The 21,075-nt window shown below is 60.8% G+C and carries 20 protein-coding genes; 16 read left to right on the forward strand and 4 right to left on the reverse strand.

The genetic code is table 11. The annotated features are described in order from the left end of the window. The 9 genes from SOP85_RS27800 to SOP85_RS27840 form a co-directional block, all read left to right on the forward strand. Positions 1–548: OprD family outer membrane porin (locus SOP85_RS27800; RefSeq protein ID WP_323628942.1), on the forward strand; the 548-nt coding region annotated here is incomplete at its 5' end. Between the two features lie 350 nt (positions 549–898). Continuing rightward, positions 899–2,602 carry an AMP-binding protein gene (locus tag SOP85_RS27805; protein WP_323628943.1) on the forward strand — a complete coding sequence of 568 codons (1,704 nt, stop codon included), beginning with the start codon at positions 899–901 and terminating at the stop codon, positions 2,600–2,602. Between the two features lie 101 nt (positions 2,603–2,703). Beyond that, complete coding sequence (locus SOP85_RS27810) at positions 2,704–4,212, forward strand: CoA-acylating methylmalonate-semialdehyde dehydrogenase (protein ID WP_323609342.1); 1,509 nt, start codon at positions 2,704–2,706, stop codon at positions 4,210–4,212. 110 nt (positions 4,213–4,322) lie between these two features. Further along, positions 4,323–5,219 carry a 3-hydroxyisobutyrate dehydrogenase gene (gene mmsB, locus SOP85_RS27815; RefSeq protein ID WP_323628944.1) on the forward strand — a complete coding sequence of 299 codons (897 nt, stop codon included), beginning with the start codon at positions 4,323–4,325 and terminating at the stop codon, positions 5,217–5,219. Further along, positions 5,216–6,304 carry an enoyl-CoA hydratase/isomerase family protein gene (locus tag SOP85_RS27820; RefSeq protein WP_323628945.1) on the forward strand — a complete coding sequence of 363 codons (1,089 nt, stop codon included), beginning with the start codon at positions 5,216–5,218 and terminating at the stop codon, positions 6,302–6,304. Before mmsB ends, SOP85_RS27820 begins: the two co-directional genes overlap by 4 nt. Positions 6,305–6,321: 17 nt before the next feature. After that, the gene (locus SOP85_RS27825; protein WP_323628946.1) at positions 6,322–7,473 is read left to right on the forward strand and encodes an acyl-CoA dehydrogenase family protein; all 1,152 of its coding nucleotides are present in this window, start codon (positions 6,322–6,324) and stop codon (positions 7,471–7,473) included. A gap of 64 nt (positions 7,474–7,537) precedes the next feature. After that, a complete protein-coding gene (locus SOP85_RS27830; protein ID WP_323628948.1) occupies positions 7,538–9,166 on the forward strand; it encodes a methyl-accepting chemotaxis protein in 1,629 nt (542 codons plus the stop codon). Between the two features lie 32 nt (positions 9,167–9,198). After that, positions 9,199–9,849 carry a TetR/AcrR family transcriptional regulator gene (locus SOP85_RS27835; protein WP_323628949.1) on the forward strand — a complete coding sequence of 217 codons (651 nt, stop codon included), beginning with the start codon at positions 9,199–9,201 and terminating at the stop codon, positions 9,847–9,849. Positions 9,850–10,138: 289 nt separating this feature from the next. Beyond that, entirely contained in the window at positions 10,139–10,648 is a 510-nt protein-coding gene (locus SOP85_RS27840; RefSeq protein ID WP_323628950.1) for a YkgB family protein, read from the forward strand. A 46-nt stretch (positions 10,649–10,694) separates the two neighbouring features. Here the strand turns inward: SOP85_RS27840 and SOP85_RS27845 are convergent, their stop codons facing one another. Together SOP85_RS27845 and SOP85_RS27850 are read right to left on the reverse strand one after the other, a co-directional pair. Continuing rightward, positions 10,695–11,540 (reverse strand): helix-turn-helix transcriptional regulator, encoded by an 846-nt coding sequence (locus SOP85_RS27845; protein WP_323628952.1) that lies wholly within the window; start codon positions 11,538–11,540, stop codon positions 10,695–10,697. A gap of 283 nt (positions 11,541–11,823) precedes the next feature. Further along, positions 11,824–12,351 (reverse strand): GNAT family N-acetyltransferase, encoded by a 528-nt coding sequence (locus SOP85_RS27850; RefSeq protein ID WP_323609345.1) that lies wholly within the window; start codon positions 12,349–12,351, stop codon positions 11,824–11,826. A 103-nt stretch (positions 12,352–12,454) separates the two neighbouring features. On the opposite strand from SOP85_RS27850, the gene SOP85_RS27855 reads away from it, so the two are divergent. From SOP85_RS27855 to SOP85_RS27865, 3 genes are all read left to right on the forward strand, one after another. After that, positions 12,455–12,817 (forward strand): type 1 fimbrial protein, encoded by a 363-nt coding sequence (locus SOP85_RS27855; RefSeq protein WP_323628953.1) that lies wholly within the window; start codon positions 12,455–12,457, stop codon positions 12,815–12,817. 95 nt (positions 12,818–12,912) lie between these two features. Beyond that, positions 12,913–13,467, forward strand: a complete 555-nt coding sequence (locus SOP85_RS27860) for a YdeI/OmpD-associated family protein (protein WP_323628954.1) — start codon at positions 12,913–12,915, stop codon at positions 13,465–13,467. A 287-nt stretch (positions 13,468–13,754) separates the two neighbouring features. Next, on the forward strand, positions 13,755–14,264 hold the full coding sequence (locus SOP85_RS27865) for an autotransporter outer membrane beta-barrel domain-containing protein (RefSeq protein WP_323628955.1): 510 nt from the start codon (positions 13,755–13,757) through the stop codon (positions 14,262–14,264). 11 nt (positions 14,265–14,275) lie between these two features. Here the strand turns inward: SOP85_RS27865 and SOP85_RS27870 are convergent, their stop codons facing one another. Beyond that, on the reverse strand, positions 14,276–15,184 hold the full coding sequence (locus tag SOP85_RS27870) for a LysR family transcriptional regulator (protein ID WP_274076761.1): 909 nt from the start codon (positions 15,182–15,184) through the stop codon (positions 14,276–14,278). A 172-nt stretch (positions 15,185–15,356) separates the two neighbouring features. On the opposite strand from SOP85_RS27870, the gene SOP85_RS27875 reads away from it, so the two are divergent. The 3 genes from SOP85_RS27875 to SOP85_RS27885 are packed head-to-tail and all read left to right on the forward strand — an operon-like array spanning position 15,357 to position 18,404. Beyond that, positions 15,357–16,385, forward strand: a complete 1,029-nt coding sequence (locus SOP85_RS27875; RefSeq protein WP_323628956.1) for an alpha/beta hydrolase — start codon at positions 15,357–15,359, stop codon at positions 16,383–16,385. Continuing rightward, on the forward strand, positions 16,382–17,593 hold the full coding sequence (locus SOP85_RS27880; RefSeq protein WP_323628957.1) for an MFS transporter: 1,212 nt from the start codon (positions 16,382–16,384) through the stop codon (positions 17,591–17,593). The genes SOP85_RS27875 and SOP85_RS27880 overlap by 4 nt, the downstream gene beginning before the upstream one ends. A 25-nt stretch (positions 17,594–17,618) precedes the next feature. Continuing rightward, positions 17,619–18,404, forward strand: coding sequence for a carboxymuconolactone decarboxylase family protein (locus tag SOP85_RS27885; RefSeq protein ID WP_323609328.1), 786 nt, complete (start codon positions 17,619–17,621; stop codon positions 18,402–18,404). 67 nt (positions 18,405–18,471) lie between these two features. On the opposite strand, the gene SOP85_RS27890 is transcribed toward SOP85_RS27885, so the two are convergent. Beyond that, complete coding sequence (locus SOP85_RS27890; RefSeq protein WP_323609327.1) at positions 18,472–19,335, reverse strand: MBL fold metallo-hydrolase; 864 nt, start codon at positions 19,333–19,335, stop codon at positions 18,472–18,474. 416 nt (positions 19,336–19,751) lie between these two features. On the opposite strand from SOP85_RS27890, the gene SOP85_RS27895 reads away from it, so the two are divergent. Further along, positions 19,752–20,735, forward strand: a complete 984-nt coding sequence (locus SOP85_RS27895; protein WP_323628958.1) for an NAD(P)H-dependent flavin oxidoreductase — start codon at positions 19,752–19,754, stop codon at positions 20,733–20,735. The last annotated feature ends 340 nt before the right edge of the window (positions 20,736–21,075 follow it).

The following is a 21,075-nucleotide window of genomic DNA, read 5'->3' on the forward strand; positions in this document are numbered from 1 at the left end:
ACATGGTCAACCTGACCTACGTGTGGCCGGTGACCAGCGGCCAGTCATTGAAGACCGACCTGCGTTACGCCCGTTCCAGCGACGATGGCGGCAGCAATGTCGACAACAACGCGATTGGTGCCATGTTCACCTACAGCCTCGGCGGGCATGCCTTCGGCCTTGGCTATCAAGGCATGAGCGGCGACACCGGTTTCGCCTACATCAACGGTGCCGACGCGTTCCTGGTGAACTTCGTGCAGATCGGCGACTTCGCCAGCAAGGACGAAAAGTCCTGGCAGGCGCGCTACGACTACAACTTCGCGGCCATGGGCGTGCCCGGCCTGACCTTCATGACGCGCTACCTCACCGGCGACAACATTGACCTGGGCAACAACCGTCCCGAGGGCAAGGAATGGGAGCGCGATACCGACATTGGGTATGTCGTGCAGAGCGGGCCGCTGAAAAATGTCGGGGTGAAGTGGCGCAACGCGACGGTGCGCTCCAGCCACTTCGGCAGTGACCTGGATGAAAACCGCCTGATCCTCAGCTATACCCTGGCGCTCTGGTAACCCCCCGCCAGACGGGGCCGCTCGCATTCTCTGACAGTGCGAACGGCCTCCCATCCAACGCGCCACAGCTATGATTTTTTTGCACAACGTACCGGTGATTATGAGCATTTTTAATTGATTTTTGCATGCATATACTGAACCCAAGCGCCTGGTCTTGAACCGGGCCAGACCCAACAAAAACAAACAAGGGCATCCACCGTGAAGACATCCATGCTTGCCATCGTCTCCCCGCTCTCAGGTACCTGCACGCGTCCCGTACGCATTGCTGCCCGCAGCGAAGCCCCCCTCGCCGCTTGACCATCCCGTACCCGTTACCGCGCCGATCGCCCCCGCGATCGATGGAGACTTAAATGAACAGCAACTGCCAACCCTTCCTCGCCGCTCGCGATTTCCTGCTGGCCCACCGTACCGACTACGCCACTGCCGTGCGTGACTTCCGCTGGCCGCAACTGAACGAGTTCAACTGGGCCCTGGATTACTTCGATGCCATGGCCGAGGGCAACCAGGCCAACGCCCTGTGGATCGTCGAAGAAGACGGCAGCGAGCAGCGCTACAGCTTCCAGCAACTGGCCTCACGCTCCAATCAGGTGGCCAACCACTTGCGTGCCCTCGGTGTGCGCCGCGGCGAGCGCATCCTGCTGATGCTCGGCAACGACGTCGCCCTGTGGGAAACCATGCTGGCCGCCTTCAAGCTTGGCGCCGTGGTTATCCCCGCCACCGCCCTGCTGACCCCCGATGACCTGGGCGACCGCATCGAGCGCGGCCAGGTTCGTCATCTGGTGGTCGGCAGCGCCCATGTCGACAAGTTCGTCGGCCTGGGTGACGGCTGCAGTCGCATCTGCGTCGGCCCGGCCCCCGCTGGCTGGACCCCGCACAGCGCCGCCAGCGAGTATTCCGAGCAGTTCGACGTCGAAGGCCGCACCCTGGCCACCGACCCGATGCTGCTGTACTTCACCTCCGGTACCACCTCCAAGCCGAAGATGGTGCTGCACAGCCACCAGAGTTACCCGGTCGGCCACCTGTCGACCATGTACTGGATCGGCCTGCAACCGGGTGACCTGCACTTGAACATCTCGTCACCGGGCTGGGCCAAGCACGCCTGGAGCTGCCTCTTCGCCCCCTGGAACGCCGGCGCCTGCATCTTCATCCACAATGTCGCGCGCTTCAGTGCCCCGGCCCTGCTCGGCACCCTGGAGCGCTACGGCGTCACCAGCCTGTGCGCCCCGCCGACCGTGTGGCGCATGCTGATCCAGGAGGACCTGGCCAGTTACAAGGCGCGCCTGTGCCTGCGCGAACTGGTGGGCGCCGGTGAGCCACTCAACCCGGAGATCATCGAGCAGATCCTGCATGCCTGGGACTTGCCGCTGCGAGACGGCTTCGGCCAGTCGGAAACCACCGCCCTGGTCGGCAACACCCCCGGCCAGGTGCTCAAACCCGGCTCCATGGGCCGTCCGCTGCCGGGCTACCGGGTGACCATGCTCGACCCCGACGGGGTACCCGGCAATGAGGGCGAAGTCGCCCTGCCGTTGGACGTGCGTCCACTTGGCCTGATGCTGTGCTATGAGGACAGCCCGGAAAAAACCGCCGAAGTGATGCGCGACGGCTACTACCGCACCGGCGACACCGCGCAGATCGACGCCGAGGGCTACATCACCTTTGTCGGCCGCGCCGACGACGTGTTCAAGGCCTCCGACTACCGCATCAGCCCCTTTGAGCTGGAAAGCGCGCTGATCGAGCACCCGGCGGTAATGGAAGTGGCCGTGGTCCCAAGCCCCGATCCGCTTCGCCTGGCCGTGCCCAAGGCTTTCCTCATCCTGGCCCATGACGAACCCGGCAGCGCTGAGCTCGCCGGCAGTATCCTCGCCTTCGCCCGCGAGCATCTGGCGCCGTACAAGCGGGTGCGGCGCATCGAATTCGTCAGCGAACTGCCCAAGACCATCTCCGGGAAAATCCGCCGGGTAGAACTGCGCCAGATGGAAGTGCAGCGCCGCCAGAATGATGCACGCGGCGCTCAAGAGTACTTCGAAGAAGACTTCCCACAGCTCAAGGGCTGAACCCGGGCCGGTACGCCGGCCCTCCTGAATTCAATTCCGACCGCTCGGCCATCCAGGCCGAGTGGCTTAACTCGACCCAAAGAAAGTAGGCAGAACTGAAAATGACCTCTTCCAGCATTCCAAGCGTCAAGCTTCTCATCAACGGCGAGTTCGTCGAATCACGCAGCACTCAGTGGCGCGACGTGGTCAACCCGGCGACTCAGGAAGTCCTGGCTCGCGTGCCCTTCGCCACCGCCGAGGAAATGGACGCTGCCGTGGCCAGCGCCAAGGAAGCGTTCAAGACCTGGCGCAAGACGCCGATCGGCGCCCGCTCCCGGATCTTCTTCAAATACCAGCAGCTGATCCGCGAGAACATCAAGGAACTGGCCGCCCTGCTCACCGCCGAACAGGGCAAGACCCTGCCGGATGCCGAAGGTGATGTGTTCCGCGGTCTGGAGGTGGTCGAGCACGCCACCGCCATCGGTAACCTGCAGATGGGTGAGTTGGCCAATAACGTCGCCAACGGTGTCGACACCTATACCTTGATGCAGCCGCTGGGCGTGTGCGCCGGCATCACCCCGTTCAACTTCCCGGCGATGATCCCATTGTGGATGTTCCCGATGGCCATCGCTACCGGCAACACCTTTATCCTCAAGCCGTCCGAGCAAGACCCACTGGTGACCATGCGCCTGGTTGAACTGGCGCTGGAGGCCGGTGTACCCAAGGGAGTGCTCAACGTCATCCATGGTGGCGTCGATGCGGTGAACCTGATTTGCGACCACCCGGACATCAAGGCCGTGTCCTTCGTGGGTTCGACCAAGGTCGGCACCCATGTCTACAACCGCGCCACCCAGAACGGCAAGCGCGCACAGTGCATGATGGGCGCGAAGAACCATGCCATCGTCCTGCCCGATGCCAACAAGCAGCAGACGTTGAACAACCTGCTGGGCGCCTCCTTCGGCGCCGCCGGCCAGCGCTGCATGGCCCTGCCAGTGGTGATCCTGGTGGGTGAAGCGCAGAGCTGGTTGCCGGACCTGATCGAGCGGACCAAAACCCTCAAGATCAATGCCGGTACCGAACCTGGCACCGACATCGGCCCGGTGATCTCCTGCGCGGCACTGGATCGCGTCAACAGCCTGATCGCCAGCGGCATCGAAGAAGGCGCCAGGCTCGAACTCGATGGACGCAACCCGAGCGTGCCCGGCTACCAGGACGGCAATTTCGTCGGCCCGACCATCTTCTCCAGCGTCACTGCGCAAATGTCCGTGTACCGCGAGGAAATCTTCGGCCCGGTGCTGTGCGTCATGCAGGCCGCCAGCCTGAGCGAGGCGATCGAGATCATCAACGCCAACCCGAATGGCAACGGTACCGCCCTGTTCACCCGCTCCGGCGCCGCTGCCCGTCACTTCCAGGAAGAAATCGACGTCGGCCAGGTGGGCATCAACGTGCCGATTCCAGTACCGGTCCCGCTGTTTTCCTTCTCCGGTTCGCGCGCGTCCAAGCTCGGCGACCTGGGCCCTTACGGCAAGCAAGTGGTGACCTTCTACACCCAGACCAAGACGGTCACCCAGCGCTGGTTCGACGAAGATGACACCGGCGGTACGGTGAACACCACCATCACCCTGAAATGATCCCAGCCGGCCGGCGCACAACGTCGGCCGGCCAGGAGCTGAACGGTGCAATGCCAGACATTACTGGTCGATGCGCAACAGCGCGTCGCCACACGCAAAAGGTAGTCATCATGCATATCGGATTTCTCGGCCTCGGCAACATGGGTGGCCCAATGGCCCGCAACCTGCTCAAGGCTGGCCACAGCCTGACCGTCTTCGATCCCTTTGCGCAGGCAGTCGCCGCCCTGGTCGAGGCTGGCGCCAGCGCCGCGGACTCACCCGCCGGCGTGGCCAAGGCCGGGGTTGAAGTGATCATCACCATGCTGCCAACCGCAGACCATGTGAAGCAGGTCTATCGCGGCAAGGACGGCCTGTTGGCCAATATTGGCCAAGGCGTGCTGTTGATCGACAGTTCCACCATCGACCCGCTAAGTGCCCGAGAGGTGGCCAGATTCGCCTTTGCCCAAGGCAACCCGATGCTCGACGCGCCGGTCTCCGGCGGCACCGGCGGCGCGACGGCAGGCACCCTGACGTTCATGGTGGGCGGCCCGGTCAGCGTGTACGACCAGGCCCTGCCGATCCTCTCGGCCATGGGCAGGAACATCGTGCATTGCGGCGCAGCAGGTAACGGCCAGGTGGCCAAGATTGCCAACAACATGCTGCTCGGCATTTCCATGGTCGGCGTCGCCGAGGCCATGGCCCTGGGTGTGGCCCTGGGCATGGACGCCAAGGTGCTGGCCGGTGTAATCGGTACCTCCACCGGTCGGTGCTGGAGCTCTGAGATCAACAATCCGTTCCCGGGCGTGCTGGAAAATGCTCCGGCCTCGCGTGGTTACAGTGGCGGCTTTGGTACCGACCTGATGCTCAAGGACCTGGGCCTCGCCACCGAAGCCGCCAAACAGGCGCGTCAGCCGGTGGTGCTCGGTGCTGCAGCCCAGCAGCTGTACCAGACCTTCAGCCTGCAAGGAAACGGCGGTCTGGACTTCTCCGCCATCATCAAAATGTTCCGTGGGGAAGCCCAGGCATGAACGAGCAGCAAGCACCAGTGCTGGCCAGTGTGCGCAATCGAATCGGTCACCTGACGCTGAATCGACCAGGCGCGTTGAACACCCTGGACCTGCCCATGGTGACACTGCTATGCCGGCACCTGTGGGTCTGGGAACAGGACCCGGAGATTGTCGCCGTGACCATCCGTGGCGCCGGGGAAAAAGCCTTCTGCGCCGGCGGCGACATCCGCATGCTGTATGACAGTCACAAGGCCGGGGACAACCTGCACGAGCTGTTCCTCGAGGAAGAGTACGCCCTCGACGAGTACCTGCATGGCTACTCCAAACCGGTGCTGGCGCTGCTGGACGGTTTTGTCCTCGGCGGCGGCATGGGCCTGGCGCAGGCTGCCTCGCTGAGGGTGATCACGGAGCGCACGCGGATGGGCATGCCGGAAGTCGGCATCGGCTTTTTCCCCGATGTCGGCGGCAGCTATTTCCTGCCGCGCCTTCCGGGTGAGCTGGGTATCTATCTGGGGGTTACGGGCTGCCAGGTACGTGCCGCCGATGCGCTCTATGCCAACCTGGCCGACTACTGTCTGCCCAGCGAGCGGCTGGTCGAACTGGATGCCGCCCTGGATCATCTGAACTGGACCCGTGCGCCCGACGAAGACCTGCAAGACCTGCTCGCCAGCCTGGCCACCGAGCGCATTGCCGGATCGGAACTCAAGGCCTATCGCCAGGTGATCGATGAATATTTCTCCCTGCCTGATGTGCCGGCGATTCGCAACGCCCTGCAGCGCGAGGAGCGCCCCGAGCTACGCGACTGGGCCGAACAGACGGTCGAGCGGCTCGACAGCCGCTCGCCGCTGGCAATGGCGACGACGCTGGAGCTGTTGCGTCGCGGTCGGTACCTGAGCCTGGCCGACTGTTTTTCCCTGGAACTGCACCTGGACTATCAGTGGTTCGACAAGGGCGACCTGATGGAGGGGGTGCGCGCCCTGATCATCGACAAGGACAAGACCCCACGCTGGAACCCGCCAACCCTGGCAGAGCTGGTACCTGCGCGGGTGCAGGCCTTCTTCAGCGGCTTTCGCCCGGCCGCTGGCAAACCCCTTCGTACCGCCTGATCGGCAGGAGACTCGCAATGCACGATATCGAATTGACCGAAGAACAACGCATGATCCGCGACATGGCACGCGACTTCGCCCGCAGCGAAGTCGGCCCGTTTGCCCAAGGCTGGGAAAAGGCCGGCTGGATCGATGACGCCGTGGTAGCGCAGATGGGTGAACTGGGCCTGCTGGGCATGGTGGTGCCGGACACCTGGGGTGGCAGCTACACCGACTATGTGGCCTACGCCCTGGCCGTAGAGGAAATCTCGGCCGGCGACGGTGCCCTCGGGGCATTGATGAGCATCCACAATTCGGTCGGCTGTGGTCCTCTGCTGAAATATGGCAGCCCATCCCAGCAAGCCGACTGGCTGCCGCTTTTGGCCAGCGGCCAGGCCATTGGCTGCTTCTGCCTGACAGAGCCACAGGCCGGCACCGAAGCCCACAACCTGCGCACTCGCGCCGAATTGCGCGACGGCCACTGGGTCATCAACGGCGCCAAGCAGTTCGTCAGCAACGGCAAGCGCGCCAGGCTGGCCATTGTCTTTGCCGTCACCGATGCGCAACTGGGCAAGAAGGGCCTGTCGGCTTTCCTGGTGCCGACTGACAATCCCGGATTCGTGGTTGACCGCAGCGAACACAAGATGGGCATCAAGGCCTCCGATACCTGCGCGGTGACCCTGAATAACTGCTCTATCCCCGAGGCCAACCTGCTGGGCGAGCGCGGCAAGGGCCTGGCCATCGCCCTGTCGAACCTGGAAGGCGGTCGCATCGGTATCGCCGCCCAGGCCTTGGGCATTGCCCGCGCCGCCTTCGAGGCCGCATTGGGATACGCCCGCGAACGCATCCAGTTCGGCAAGCCGATCATCGAACACCAGAGCGTGTCCAACCTGCTCGCCGATATGCACACCCGGCTCAATGCTACCCGCCTGCTGGTGCTGCATGCCGCGCGCCTGAAAAGTGCCGGGCAACCGTGCTTGTCAGAAGCTTCGCAGGCCAAGCTGTTCGCCTCGGAAATGGCGGAGCGCGTGTGCTCCAGCGCCCTGCAGATCCATGGCGGTTACGGCTACCTGGAGGATTACCCGGTGGAGCGCTACTACCGCGATGCACGCATTACCCAGATCTACGAAGGCACCAGCGAGGTCCAGCGCCTGCTGATCGCTCGCGAACTGGCCCACTACGCGCTCTGAGCCCTTGGCCGGACGCTCCCCGCGTGCGGCCGCCCCCTTTTCTGCCCGCCTTCCGGAGTTGCCCATGCTCGGCCTGCGTAATATTCCCATCAGCCGCCGCCTGTGGTTGATCCTGCTGACATCCATCCTGATGCTGCTGATTCTCGCTGGCCTGATGCTCAAGCAGAACCATGACGACCTCTATGCGGCCAAGGCGCTGAAAACCCGTCATGTGGTCGAGACCGCCAGCGGCATCCTGCGCCATTTCCAGAGCCTGGAAGGCCACGGCCTCACTCGTGAGCAGGCGCAACAACAGGCCAGCGCGGTCATACGCGACCTGCGCTACGACCGCGAGGACTACTTCTGGATCGAAGACCTCGACACACGCCTGGTCATGCACCCCAATGGCAAGCTTGAGGGCAAGCGCATGGCCGGCACTCGCGACCCTGATGGCAAGGCACTGTTCGACGAGATGGTTACCGTGGCCGTACGCGACGGCTCCGGCCTGGTGCGCTACCGTTGGCCAAAACCGGGCTCCGACGCGCCGGTGGAGAAGGTTTCCTACGTCGAACTGTTCAAGCCTTGGGGCTGGATCGTGGGCTCGGGCATCTACATCGACGACGTGCAAGTCGAGTTCCGCCGCCAGCTGATACAGGCCTTCGTCATTCTGCTGACGATCACCCTGGTGCTCAGTGCGCTTATCCTGCTGATTGCCCGCAGCATTGCCTCGCCATTGGCACAAGTGGTCAACGCAATGGAGAACATCGCCAGCAGCGAAGCCGACCTGACCAACAACCTGGACAGTCGCTGGCGCGATGAAGTGACCGCGCTGAGTGGCCACTTCAACGCGTTCACCAGCAAGCTGCGCACTGTGATCGGTCAGTCCATGCAGACCGCTGGCGGCCTGGACCAAGCCTCGCAATCGCTCGCAGAGATTGCCGGCAATAACCAGCGCCAATGCCAACAGCAATCACAGCAAATGGAACTGGTGGCCACCGCCATTCACGAGGTTTCCCATGCTGTGCAGGAAGTGGCGAGGAACGCCGAGCACGCCGCCAACGAAGTACGCCGGGCCGATGAGCAGGCCTGCAAGGGCCAGCACAATATCGACAGCAGCCTGCGCCAGATCGACCAGTTGTCCGAGACCATCGGCCAGGCTGTGGAAGTGATTCAGAGCCTGGCCCAGGAAAGCACCCAGATCGGCAGCGTGCTGGAAGTGATCCGCGCCATCGCCGAGCAGACCAACCTGCTGGCGCTGAATGCCGCCATTGAGGCGGCCCGCGCCGGCGAACAGGGTCGTGGCTTCGCCGTGGTGGCAGACGAAGTGCGCCTGCTGGCCCAGCGCACCCAGCAGTCCACCGCACAGATTCAGGTCATGATCGAACGCCTGCAGGGCAACTCGGAAGCGGCGGTGAACGTCATCAATGCCAGCAGCCAGGCCGCTCAGCAAACCGTGGAACAGGCCCGCGAGACCGGCGAAAGCCTGCACCAGGTCATTAGCGCACTGCGCAATCTCACTGAACTGAATGCCTCAATTGCCAGTGCCACCCTGGAGCAGTCCCACGTGGTCGAGGACATCAACCAGAATGTCACCCACGCCACCTCGCTGGCCCTCGAGAATGCCCTGGCAGCAGACCAGTCCAACGAGGCCAGCCAGAAATTGGGCCAAATGGCGGACCAGCTCAATCGGTTATTGGGTCAGTTTCGCATATGAAATCGATGAGCCACGATGGAGGTATCGATTCCATGACTGCGTCCCGGCTGTTTACGGCCCGCCGTGCCGGCCCGACAACTGTTTTGGCAGGGCCCATCGAACAAACTCACCCCTCGCGCTACCTGCAAACCCGGCAAAAAGCCCTCGAGCTATTTGCCAGATGTGGCTTCAGTCGGGTCAGCATGCGCGACCTGGCCGCTTGCCTGGGAATAAAGGTCGGCTCCGTTTACAACCACATCGATAGCAAGGAGGCCCTGCTGTTCGAATTGATCGAGGAACTCTACGAACAGTTGCTGCATGGCGCAGGCCTGGTGAACCGTCGCAAATCCGCACCTGCTGTACGACTGCATGCTCTGCTTGAGTCGCACCTGCTGTTGCATGATCGTATGGGGGCGCATTTCCGCTTGGCGGAGTATGACCTCCATTGTCTGAGCAACGAACAGCGTGCCTCGATCCTGGCCTTGCGTCGGCGCTACGAGGAACACCTGGTGGGTACGATAGAGCAGCTCACCGGTATACCGGTGAGCGTCAGCCGGCGCGCCACCTTGAGCGGCATCGTTTCCCTGCTCAACCAACTGCCGTCCTGGGTTGGGGAGTCTCAGCCAAGCAAGGCAGCACGCCGCAAGCTGCTGCATGACATGGTCATGGGTGCCCTCCAGGGTGCGTTGCAGGCTGGCGATTGATGAAGCCATTTACCGGAGCTGCAGGAGTTTTCCGCTCCGAGCACCTCTGGCATTTACGCGTTCAGGGCGGCTGGCGATCATGTTCCGGCCCGAATCCGGGAGTTCATCGACTTTCTTTCACAGCGCCTGCTCTTTCAAGACCTGCAATGAGTCAAGACGATCTGCACTGAACGCAATACGTTCAGACGCCACGAGTGTGCACGCAAAGGCAACACTGGCTCCACTCCCAACGCACACCGCGCCGGGTTGCTGATTAGCGTTCCTCACCACACTCCTGGAAGCCTTGATCATGAAAACCTTAAGCATCGACAACAACAGAACCCACAACGCCCAAATCCCTTCAACGCTCGGGATCAAAACCATGGCGGTGGGTACCTACGGTGCCTACTTTGCCCTCGCCGTCATTTACTTCTGGTTCGGCGGGATGAAGTTCACCCATTACGAAGCCGTCGGGCTGGTTCCGCTGGTGAGCAACAGCCCTTTCCTGGGTTGGGTCTATGACATCTTCAACGTCGATACCTTCGCAAGCCTGCTCGGCGTTCTGGAGGTCTCGATCGGTGTCCTGATTGCAGGTCGCTTGCTGTCGCCCAAGCTGTCGTTGATCGGTGGCGCGCTGTCTGCCGGGCTGTTCTTCACCACCTTGAGCTTCATGTTCTCGACCCCCGGCGTGATCGAACCCGGCCTCGGTTTTCCCGCCATCACGGTTGCGCCGGGCCAGTTTCTTCTCAAGGACATTGGCTTGCTTGCCGCTTCGATATTCGTCGCCGGCCATTCCCTGACCAAGTTGCAAAGCCGTTAAACCCGATGATCGACCTCCCGCAATGGCCTGAAGCAGTTCGACGCTTTCAGGCCATTGCCCCATCATCTTCTCCCGTCAGATCTTTCATCCAGTCCCGCGGGCTGTAACCCGTCTTGCGTCGAAACGCGCGAGCCAGTGCCGAAGGGCTTTCATAGCCGACTTCGGCGGCGATCAGCGTTATCGACCGCCCTTCCCGCAGACGTTTCTGCGCCAGGCTGATGCGCCAACTCAACAGATACTCGGCAGGCGTCTGCCCGATCACCTCCCGGAAATGCACGGCGTAGGCCGCGCGGGACATGTTCGACTCGCTCGCCAATTGCGCAATCGACCAGGCACGCTCAGGCGCGTTGTGAATCTGCACCAGAGAGCGCGCCAGCCGCGAATCGGCCAGGCCCGCCATCATTCCGGTCCGCAACTGGTGGTGATCCAGCAGATGCCGAAACAGCAGGATGATCAGCAGTTCGAACAAACGCTCCAACACGGCCTCCCTGCCACAATGCACATCCGCCGCCTCGCCGAACATCCATTTCAATATGTCGGCCAGCATGGGCAGCTCATCCAGGGACAGCACCAGGCACTCGGGTAAAGATGCCGACAACGGATTATCGACCCCGCCCTCGAACGCCATGGACGCACACAACAGTTGAGCGCCCTCGGACTCACTGGCAAACAGTTGATGCCGGCTGGGGCGCGGCAGGAAAATCAGGCTGGGCCGGGTCAGCGGCACGTCCTTGCGATCGGGGCCCAGCAAGGTGACGTTACCCGCCTGCAGCAGGTGGATATAACCCCGCCCTTCAGCGCCGTCGTAGGACGACAGGCCGCACAGCTTGCCGTTGAAAAACAGGTTTGCACGCACGCCGAACTGGGACAACAAGGTAGACAAGCGGTCCATGGGGGATCTCTTGGCGAGATATGGATGCCCAGATCATAGCACCGACGGTTTGCGCGCCGACGTGGCGCAAATGGCGCCGCTGACGAACAAGGCCGCCACCGCGGGCAAGCCGTGCTCCCCTGTAGGAGCAAGCTTGCTTGCGATGGACGTCAGCGATAACGCGGGGTATCTGGATGATCGCGTTGCCTGGACGTCCTTCGCGAGCAAGCTCGCTCCTACGCTGGCAGCCGGTGACCAATTTACCGGAAGGTGATATTCGCTTTGAAATGTCGCCCATTGAACACTATCGGGTTTGGGCCACCCGCCACGACATGGCGCATCGCATACCGGGTTCAAAACCGTGGGCATACTCTTGTGCCAGGATGTCTGCCAAACGCTCATCCAAAGTAGCCCCGGCGTTATCCAGGAACCCAAGACGCTGGTAAAAGGGGGCATTCCACGGCACGTGGGTAAAGGTCGTCAGCGTCACGCAACGCAGGTGGTTCGATCGCGCATGGTCCATCGCCGTTTCAACCAGTTTTCGCCCCCAACCCTGGCCCTGCATGGACTGACAGACCGACAATTCCTCGATATGAAGATCGCTGCCATGGCGTTCTGCGCTGAGGAAACCTTGAGGCTGCCCTTGCGCATCCACGGCCACCCAACACGTCGATAACGCGATCAACTGCCGATGGCGTTCGACACTCAGGGTGGCGGCATCCGCAAGCCAACCCAGTCCATCGATCGAGCGGAATGCCTGGGCAGCGGAACGTTCAATGCGGGGCAACAACGGCGCATCAGCGGGTACAGCCAGACGAATGTGTGCAGGCATGAGATTTCTTAACAGTGGCTCGGTGGAAAAAAGATGTGCACTATCCTGAAGCCTTAAGTTCTGTCCGGCAATGACGACCTTACAACCCGAAGGAGTGTGAGCCATGAACTTCAAGTCCCTGCCTGTTGCTGTCAGTATTTTCCTGGCATTGAACGGTACATGTTGGGCGGCCACGCCTGCTGCCCCAGGTTCGATCCGCTTCGAGGGCGGCATCGTTGAACGGGGCTGCAGTCCGGGCGTGGGTAAAGATTCCACTCTCCATCTGAAAACCTGCCCCGCTACAGGTCGCACCCCGGTCGTCAATGTTCGTAACATCGACCCGACCAGTGCTCCCGCCGACATCACGGTTAAACTGCTCGCGGACAGGGATCAGGGTCGCTATTACGATCAGCAATACCAATTAGTGGACGGCGCAGGTGCGCCGGTATGGTCCGGGGATTACCTGATTACGGTGAGCCTGCCCTGACGATTTATCTACCGATAAGGAATCGTTCGCCAGGGAAAAAATACGACTAGATTGATCTATCCCCTTTTCCAGGCGAATTAGTTGGAGGAGTTGCAATGACAACAATCGATGTGAAATCCCGATTCGAAGCAAAACTTCTTCGTCCGGCAAAGCCTGAAAATGATGCGTCGTGGGCGTTCCTGGTACTGCCCAGAGACGCAAGTGAACAACTTCCGAGGCGAGGAAGGACGACCGTTGAAGGCACAATCAATGGTCACCCTTTCCAGGCAACCCTTGAGCCGGATGGTCAGCTGAGCCATTGGCTGCAGGTCAGTAGAGAATTACTCGAAGCCACAGGCGCGGCCGTTGGGGATGTCGTTACACTGGAGCTGACCCCTGTGAAGAAGGAACCCGAGCCTGACATCCCGGCAGATTTTCAGGAGGCACTGGCAGCCAATCCCGAGGCTAGTGAAGTCTGGAAGAATACGACGACCATCGCACGAGTCGACTGGATACACTGGATTACTTCAGCCAAGCAGCTCAAGACGCGCGCAAAACGAATGGGTGATGCCTGCGAGATGCTTGCATCCGGCAAGAAGCACGTTTGCTGTTTCGACCAGTCCGGCTACTACAGCAAGGCCTTCCGTGCGCCCGAGGCAGAAAATTCTTGAATGGAACATTCCTTCTGCTTACACAGAATTAGATACAATTCGTAAGAAACGACTCAAAACGTTCAGTGTATTTATGGGCTATGTAACACTGTACGACCATAGCCAGTATCATGGGTGCAAGGATCAGCAACGCAATCAATCCAGGGGCAACTTCATTCACTCTGATACCTCACCATACAAAAAGTCACCCAGCATCTCGCCTGCCTTGCTCCCGAAATCACCGAAGAGCTTACCCTGAGCCGCACGCGGCAACGTTCCCGCTGGCTGCACGAGCTCCCATTGAAGCATTGGATAGACCTCCTGGTAAGCGGGCGAGTGAAATTGAGGCGAATACCGCCTCGCTGGAAAACGGCTACCCCTACGAGGTTGACAAGGACTGGTACGTCGAACCGCAGTTGCAGGCCATCTACAGCTACGTCGATCTGGACAGCAGCGACGACGTCGGCGCCAACGTTCGGTTCAAGGATGTGGACTCACTGATCGGACGGCTCGGTGTGCGCATCGCCAAGGACTGGGAAACCGAAGGCGTCGACAAGAGCGAACGGCGTACCAACGCATGGGTTCGTCCCAGTGTCTGGCATGAGTTCAAGGGGCAACCGAAGACCGAGTTTTCCTCTGAGTCGGGTTACGTTCCGTTCGAGTCAGACATCCAGGGCACCTGGGGTGAAGTCAATCTGGGCGTCGACTACCAGGCCAATCGACGCACCACGTTTACCGCTTCGGCGGGTTATCGCCAGGGGTTCGACGGGGACAGTCATGGGTATGACGCGATGCTGGGCTTCAAAATCAACTTTTAGAGGCAGTGGATTCAACCGGTCGGCGGCAAACGATCAACCCGTAACGCATCGACTACCAGCGAAAACGCCTGGGAGGGTTGTCGGCGGCTGGGGTAATACAGATGAAAGCCGCCGAAGGGTTCACACCAGTCCTCCAGTACCCGGATAAGCCGCCCGTCGGTGAGTTCTTGGGCAAACTCGTCTTCGGGCAGATAAGCGATACCCAGCCCTCCCACCGCAGCATCGGCGATATGGGTGGTGGAGTTGAATACCAACTGGCCGTCTACACGTACTTTAACCTTCTTGCCCAGGCGTTCGAATTCCCATGCATCCACGCCGTCATAGGTGGGAAAGCGGATATCGATACAGCGGTGTGCCGCCAGATCGCGAGGGTGTTCGGGGGCGGGATTTTTCGCAAAATAGCCTGGCGCAGCAACGACGGCCATTCGTATAGGTGGGCCGATGGGCACGGCGATCATGTCCTGGGCCACCGTATCGCTGAAGCGCACGCCGGCATCGAAGCGGTCGGCGACGATATCGCGAAAGCCATAGTTGATATCGAATTCCAGCTTGATATCCGGGTACATCTGCAGCAACGGCGTCAACTTGGGCAACAGCGTTGTCTTGATGACATTGTCGCCGCAGGTAATGCGTACCGTCCCGGCCGGTTTATCGCGCAGCTCGGTCAACGCTTGCACTTCGGCCTCGATTTCATCGAAGCGACGGCCCACCGCTTCCAGCAATCGCTCGCCCGCCGCCGTCAGCGATACGCTGCGCGTAGTGCGGGTCAGCAAGCGAATTTTCAAACGAGCTTCCAATGCGGAAACCACCTGACTCACTGCCGATTGCGTCACCCCAAGCTGTACCGCCGCGCGGGTAAAGCTGCCCACCCGCGCCACCGTCACGAAAGCCAGCAAATCATTGAAATTGGGTTTGGCCATCGCGGACACGCTCGAATGATTGATTAGATACGGTTATAGCCGCATTAAGCATTCATTAGCTAATCAAAATCTGGTTATTGCGTAACACTACCCCGCATCCCAGCTTCTCGCCATGAAGAGGGACGAGCCTCGCGCTACGTCGCCTTCAGCTTTCTCTCAAGAAGGATGCCCCATGAAAAGACTTCTCGTAATGCTCGGGTTGCTAATCAGTTCATTCACCGCCTTAGGAGCCGATATGTCCAACGGTGCAGATAATTTCTTTAAAAGTGACAAGGTGACCGTGCAAAAGGTCAGCTTCAAAAATCAGTACCAGCTCAACGTCGTGGGCAATCTGTTCATGCCAAAAGGTCTGGACAGCGCCACCCGCAGCCCGGCCATTATCGTTGGCCACCCCATGGGCGCGGTCAAGGAGCAAAGCTCCAACCTCTATGCGCAAAAATTGGCGGAACAAGGCTTCGTTACCCTGGCGCTGGATTTGTCGTTCTGGGGCGAAAGCGAAGGACGACCACGTAACGCGGTACTGCCAGACATGCACGCCGAGGACTTCAGTGCCGCCGTGGATTACCTCGGCACGCGGCCGTTTATCGACCGCCAGCGCATTGGCGCGCTGGGGATTTGTGGCAGCGGCAGCTTTGTCATCAGTGCCGCCAAGATCGACCCGCGCATGAAAGCCATCGCCACTGTCAGCATGTATGACATGGGCGCTGCCAACCGCAACGGGCTCAAGCATTCGCAAACCCTTGAGGCGCGCAAGCTGCTCATCGCGGCGGCGGCCGAGCAGCGTTATACGGAATTTATGGGTGGCAAGATCGAATTCACCGGCGGCACGGTGCAGGAGCTCAATGCCGACACTCACCCTGTTCAGCGCGAGTTCTTTGACTTCTACCGCACCCCGCGTGGCGAATTCACCCCGGCCGGTTCCACGCCGCAACAGACCACCCGCCCGACGCTGAGCAGTAATACCAAGTTCATGAATTTCTACCCATTCGTCGATATCGAGAGCATTTCGCCTCGCCCGATGTTGTTTATTGCAGGTGAAAACGCCCACTCCCGCGAGTTCAGCGAAGAGGCGTTTCGCCTGGCAGGCGAACCTAAAGAGCTGGTCATCGTGCCCAACGCAGGCCATGTCGATCTGTACGACCGCGTCGACCTGATTCCTTTCGCCAAGCTGACCCGGTTCTTTCAGGAACACCTGCAATGACCGCTGACGTCCAACTGCACGCCACCGCCTTGAGCGAGACAGGTACGCGTACCGGTCATTGGGGAGGTGTTTATGCGATGACGCTATGCGTATTCGCACTGATCGCCTCGGAGTTCATGCCCGTCAGCCTGCTGACACCCTTGGCAAACGACCTGCAGGTCAGCCAAGGCCTGGCGGGCCAGGGCCTTGCCATATCGGGCGCGTTTGCGGTGTTGGCCAGCCTGTCGATCAGCTGGATCGCCGGCACCCTGGACAGAAAGACCCTGCTGCTGGCCCTGACCGGTTTGATGGCCGTATCGGGCACCGTTGTGGCGCTTGCTCCAAACTACCTGATCTACATGGCTGGGCGAGCCCTGATCGGCGTAGTGATTGGCGGATTCTGGTCGATGTCGGCAGCCACTGCGATGCGCCTGGTACCTGCTTCACAGGTGCCCAGGGCGCTGGCTGTTTTCAACAGCGGCAACGCCCTGGCGACGGTGGTGGCAGCGCCACTGGGCAGTTATCTGGGCTCGGTGGTGGGTTGGCGTGGTGCGTTCCTGTGCCTGGTCCCAGTGGCGTTGATTGCGCTGGTTTGGCAGTGGCTAAGCTTACCGAGCATGCCAACACAGAAGCGTTCGCCGGGTACCGGCAATGTTTTCAAACTGCTGAAAAATCGCACGGTGGCGCTAGGCATGGCCGCCGCTGGCTTGTTTTTCATGGGCCAATTTGCGCTGTTCACTTACCTGCGCCCGTTTCTGGAAACGGTCACCCAGGTCAAGGTGCCGACTCTTTCTCTGCTGCTATTGGTGATAGGCGTCGCTGGCTTTTGCGGCACAACGCTGATCGGTGTAGTCCTCAAGCGCAGTCTGTACGGCACCTTGAGTACCATCTCACTGCTGATGGCGGTTATTGCGCTGGCGCTGATTCCTGCTGGCACCGGGGTTATCGCTGTAGCGGTATTGCTCGGACTCTGGGGCTTTATTGCGACGGCAGCACCAGTGGGTTGGTGGAGCTGGATTGCGCACGCCTTGCCGGATCACGCCGAAGCGGGCGGCGGCCTGATGGTGGCGATTGTTCAATTGGCTATCGCAGTGGGCTCCACCGTCGGCGGCGTACTGTTTGACGCGCTCGGCTACCAGAGCACATTTATCGCCAGCGCCGCGCTGCTGATGCTGGCCGCCCTGCTGACTTTTCTAACTTCACGTTCGCCGGTGTCGCACACCCGGTGAACCCACCTATCCAAGGAGCAAGGCCATGTTCAGCAATCATTCCCTTGCATGGAAGGGCCTCTGGCTGGCGGCCTGGATGCCCTGTGCCCTATCGGCTGCGACAGATAGCGCCGGCCCGTCAACCTTCAACTCGTCTTACAGCTTCGCCAGTACCACACACAATTCGGAGACAAAGATGGTGACTGAACAAACCCTGACTGCAAAACAACTGGCTGTCGCCTCTATCGGCGCCAGCATGGCGACCGGCGATATGCCCCGTTTGCGCGACGCGCTCAATCGCGGTCTCGATGCCGGCCTAACGATTAGTGAGTGCAAGGAAATCCTGGTTCAGCTCTATGCGTATGCCGGTTTCCCGCGCAGCCTCAATGCACTTTCGCAACTGATGAGTTTGTTGCAAGAGCGCGAAGCACGCGGCGTTCACGACGAACCGGGGCGCGAACCAGGCCCCGTGCCGTCGGGCCATGCCTTGCTCGAACTGGGCACCGACAATCAAACCCGTCTGGTGGGAGCGCCGGTCTCAGGGCCGCTGTTTGAGTTCGCCCCTGCCATTGACCAGTTTCTGAAGGTTCACCTGTTCGGGGATATCTTCGCCCGAGACAACCTCGATTGGGCTGCTCGTGAGCTGGCCACTGTTGGGGCACTTGCCGCGATGCCAGGGTTGGCGCCGCAGTTGGAGTCGCACCTGAAGATCAGCATGAATGTTGGCCTCACGGCGCAGCAGTTGAACCAAGTGGCTAGCGAACTCAAACACCGCGGTGACCAGGATGCGGCTGAGCGCATTGTTTCGGCCTTGGACAAAATCAGAGACTGACCAGGTCACCGATGGCGACGGATTGCGAGGAGTAACCTGTCCGGGTTCTCAATCGACAGCCGAAAGCTCAATTGTCGAAGCGATGGAGCGACGTGTACGGATCAAATGGAACATAGCGTGATTGCCGGTCGCGCATGACCTTGACCATGGCGACGTCCGGGTCCACGGAAAAGAACAGGCGCCCGCGCATCGCCACCAGATGATCGAGCAGGCGCTCCTTGTCCCCGGCCACGCATTCGGGATTGCGATCATAGGCGCTGTTGACGTTCAGGCTCAGCCAGTGCGTTCCCGGGATCAGGTCGCCGACAAACACCACAGGCCCGCCGGGCAGCAGGATTTCCGGCAACAGTTGCCCAGGTGTGTAGCCGTCGCTGAAATGAAAATGCCACCCGCTTCCGAGGCGGTCGCAGCCATGGCCATCGATCAGGATAAGGCGCCCGCTGTTTTCCAGGCGATGCAAGAGCGGCGAGATGAACAGCTCCCGATCACGTGGATGGGGGTGGCGTGCTCGCACCCAGTGGCGTTCGCCCACCAGGTAATGCGCCTTGCGAAACAGCAGCCGTGGCATCTCCCCTTCCCTGACCCGTTCAAGCAGTTCCTCGGACAGCGGTGCATGCAGATGGGTCAGCACCACCGCATCGATATCGTCTTCGCCCAAACCGTGCTGCGCCAGGCTTTCCAGCAACCCCGAAACGGCTGGCTGGCAGCGGCAGGCACGGGGTATCGGCGCCAGCAACGCATCGGCGCCGGCCAGCACGAGGATGTTTTTTCTATCCTGCTGCACCAGCAATGCCCGGGATGCAATGTCGACCCGGTTGTCCAGGTCCGGCGCCATCCATTGCGACCATTTCTGCCGCGGTGTATGGCCGAACAGAACGCCGCCGTCGAGTTTGCGGCGGGTTCCTGCCAGAGTGGAAATGGTACGACTCACGACGCTCAACCCCTTGCTCCTGACTGCCCCGCACACTGCGCACGAGGCTTCGAATCAGGTTTGCAGGTTAAGCCCTGGCCACCCGTCACCGACCCACCCGCGTGGGGTGGGCCGGATCATCCTGCGCATTAGGCCAATGCCAACACCCGTTGCTCGATCTGCCAACGCTGGAAGAAGGGGTGGCAGCCTTTTTCGAAAAGCGTGCGCCCAACTTTCCGGGGCGAACCTGATGGATGCCTGGCCTACCCGTTACAGGGGGTGTGATCGGCCGAGCTGATTGTCCATCATCAAGCCTGACTCTCGTTTTACAAGCTTCGTAGGAGCAGAAATGCTTCGATGTAGTGGGCGGTCACCCTCCTCTATCGAACATTTCTGTTCCTACTTTTTTTCTATACCGGGCATTCCTTTCTCATTGGATGACCATCATGAAAACCCGTATTACCGAACTGCTGGGCATCCAGTATCCGATCATTGAAGGCGGCATGCAGTGGGTCGGGCGCGCGCAACTGGCCGCCGCCGTATCGAACGCCGGCGCCCTGGGCATGGTGACGGCGCGCACACAGCCCACACCGGACGACCTGCGCCGTGAAATCGAACGCACCCGTGAACTGACCTGCAAACCCTTCGGCGTGAACCTCACGCTGTCACTGACCGCCAATGACGTGAACTATGACGGCTGGATCGACGCGATCATCCAGGGCGATGTGCGTATCGTCGAAACGGCCGGCAACAACCCCCAGCCGGTCATTGCCCGGTTGAAGGCGCACGGCATCAAGGTCATTCACAAGTGCACGTCGGTACGCCATGCCCTGTCGGCGGAGCGTTACGGCGCCGATGTCATTTCTATCGACGGCTTCGAAGCCGGTGGGCATTGTGGTGAGGACGATGTCCCTGCCCTGATCATGATCCCGGCGTTGGGCAAGGTCCTGAAGATTCCCTTTATCGCCTCCGGTGGCATCGCCAACGGGCGCAGCATGGCCGCCGCACTGGCCTTGGGTGCCGACGGCGTGAACATGGGCACGCGCTTCATGCTGACCCGGGAATCCGCCATCCACGACGATATCAAGGCAGCCTTGCTGGCAGCGACGGAGCGCGATACCACCTTGATCAAGAGAACCCTCAAGCGAACTGCGCGGTTCTTTACCAATGACGTCTCGCAAGCAATTGTCGCCCTTGAGCAGCGTCCGGGTGGCGCCACCTATGACGACTTGAAGCACCTGTTGTCGGGCGAACGCGGCCTTACAGGCCTGGAGTCGGGTGACATCACGGCAGGTCTCGTCTGTGCCAGCCAGGTCATCGGCCTGGTCGACGACATCCCGACCTGCGCCGAACTGGTGACACGCATGGTCGCTGAATGTCGCGAAGGGCTGGAGCAGGCACTGAATCGATTCGACCGATGATAGTGCCGAGTCATGCGGTGCACACAAAAAACTGTGTGCGAGCCTGCTCCTGTAGGAGCAAGCTTGCTCGCGATGGTCGTCAACGATAACGCGGGCTGTCTGGATGATCGCGCTGCCTGGACGTTCTTCGCGAGCAGGCTCGCTCCCACAAGTCCGTGGGCAATCGTGCTTTCAATCTGATCCAGCACCCGGTTCGCCGTGATTTCCGCCGGGGAAAAAGGGGACGGATTTGTATTTAGCGAGGTCATCGGCCTGGTCGACGACATCCCGACCTGCGCCGAACTGGTGACACGCATGGTCGCTGAATGTCGCGAAGGGCTGGAGCAGGCACTGAATCGAT

Source organism: Pseudomonas sp. YuFO20 (genome assembly GCF_035064975.1).
In the GTDB taxonomy this organism is placed as follows: Bacteria; Pseudomonadota; Gammaproteobacteria; order Pseudomonadales; family Pseudomonadaceae; genus Aquipseudomonas; species Aquipseudomonas putida_AE.

Coding starts and splice junctions, on each gene's coding strand:
- SOP85_RS27835 (WP_323628949.1), top strand. CDS start 9,199: ATGACTGCGTCCCGGCTGTTTACGGCCCGCCGTGCCGGCCCGACAACT.
- SOP85_RS27850 (WP_323609345.1), bottom strand. CDS start 12,351: ATGCCTGCACACATTCGTCTGGCTGTACCCGCTGATGCGCCGTTGTTG.
- SOP85_RS27825 (WP_323628946.1), top strand. CDS start 6,322: ATGCACGATATCGAATTGACCGAAGAACAACGCATGATCCGCGACATG.
- SOP85_RS27895 (WP_323628958.1), top strand. CDS start 19,752: ATGACCATCATGAAAACCCGTATTACCGAACTGCTGGGCATCCAGTAT.
- SOP85_RS27875 (WP_323628956.1), top strand. CDS start 15,357: ATGAAAAGACTTCTCGTAATGCTCGGGTTGCTAATCAGTTCATTCACC.
- SOP85_RS27820 (WP_323628945.1), top strand. CDS start 5,216: ATGAACGAGCAGCAAGCACCAGTGCTGGCCAGTGTGCGCAATCGAATC.
- SOP85_RS27830 (WP_323628948.1), top strand. CDS start 7,538: ATGCTCGGCCTGCGTAATATTCCCATCAGCCGCCGCCTGTGGTTGATC.
- mmsB (WP_323628944.1), top strand. CDS start 4,323: ATGCATATCGGATTTCTCGGCCTCGGCAACATGGGTGGCCCAATGGCC.
- SOP85_RS27805 (WP_323628943.1), top strand. CDS start 899: ATGAACAGCAACTGCCAACCCTTCCTCGCCGCTCGCGATTTCCTGCTG.
- SOP85_RS27870 (WP_274076761.1), bottom strand. CDS start 15,184: ATGGCCAAACCCAATTTCAATGATTTGCTGGCTTTCGTGACGGTGGCG.
- SOP85_RS27860 (WP_323628954.1), top strand. CDS start 12,913: ATGACAACAATCGATGTGAAATCCCGATTCGAAGCAAAACTTCTTCGT.
- SOP85_RS27880 (WP_323628957.1), top strand. CDS start 16,382: ATGACCGCTGACGTCCAACTGCACGCCACCGCCTTGAGCGAGACAGGT.
- SOP85_RS27845 (WP_323628952.1), bottom strand. CDS start 11,540: ATGGACCGCTTGTCTACCTTGTTGTCCCAGTTCGGCGTGCGTGCAAAC.
- SOP85_RS27855 (WP_323628953.1), top strand. CDS start 12,455: ATGAACTTCAAGTCCCTGCCTGTTGCTGTCAGTATTTTCCTGGCATTG.
- SOP85_RS27885 (WP_323609328.1), top strand. CDS start 17,619: ATGTTCAGCAATCATTCCCTTGCATGGAAGGGCCTCTGGCTGGCGGCC.
- SOP85_RS27840 (WP_323628950.1), top strand. CDS start 10,139: ATGAAAACCTTAAGCATCGACAACAACAGAACCCACAACGCCCAAATC.
- SOP85_RS27810 (WP_323609342.1), top strand. CDS start 2,704: ATGACCTCTTCCAGCATTCCAAGCGTCAAGCTTCTCATCAACGGCGAG.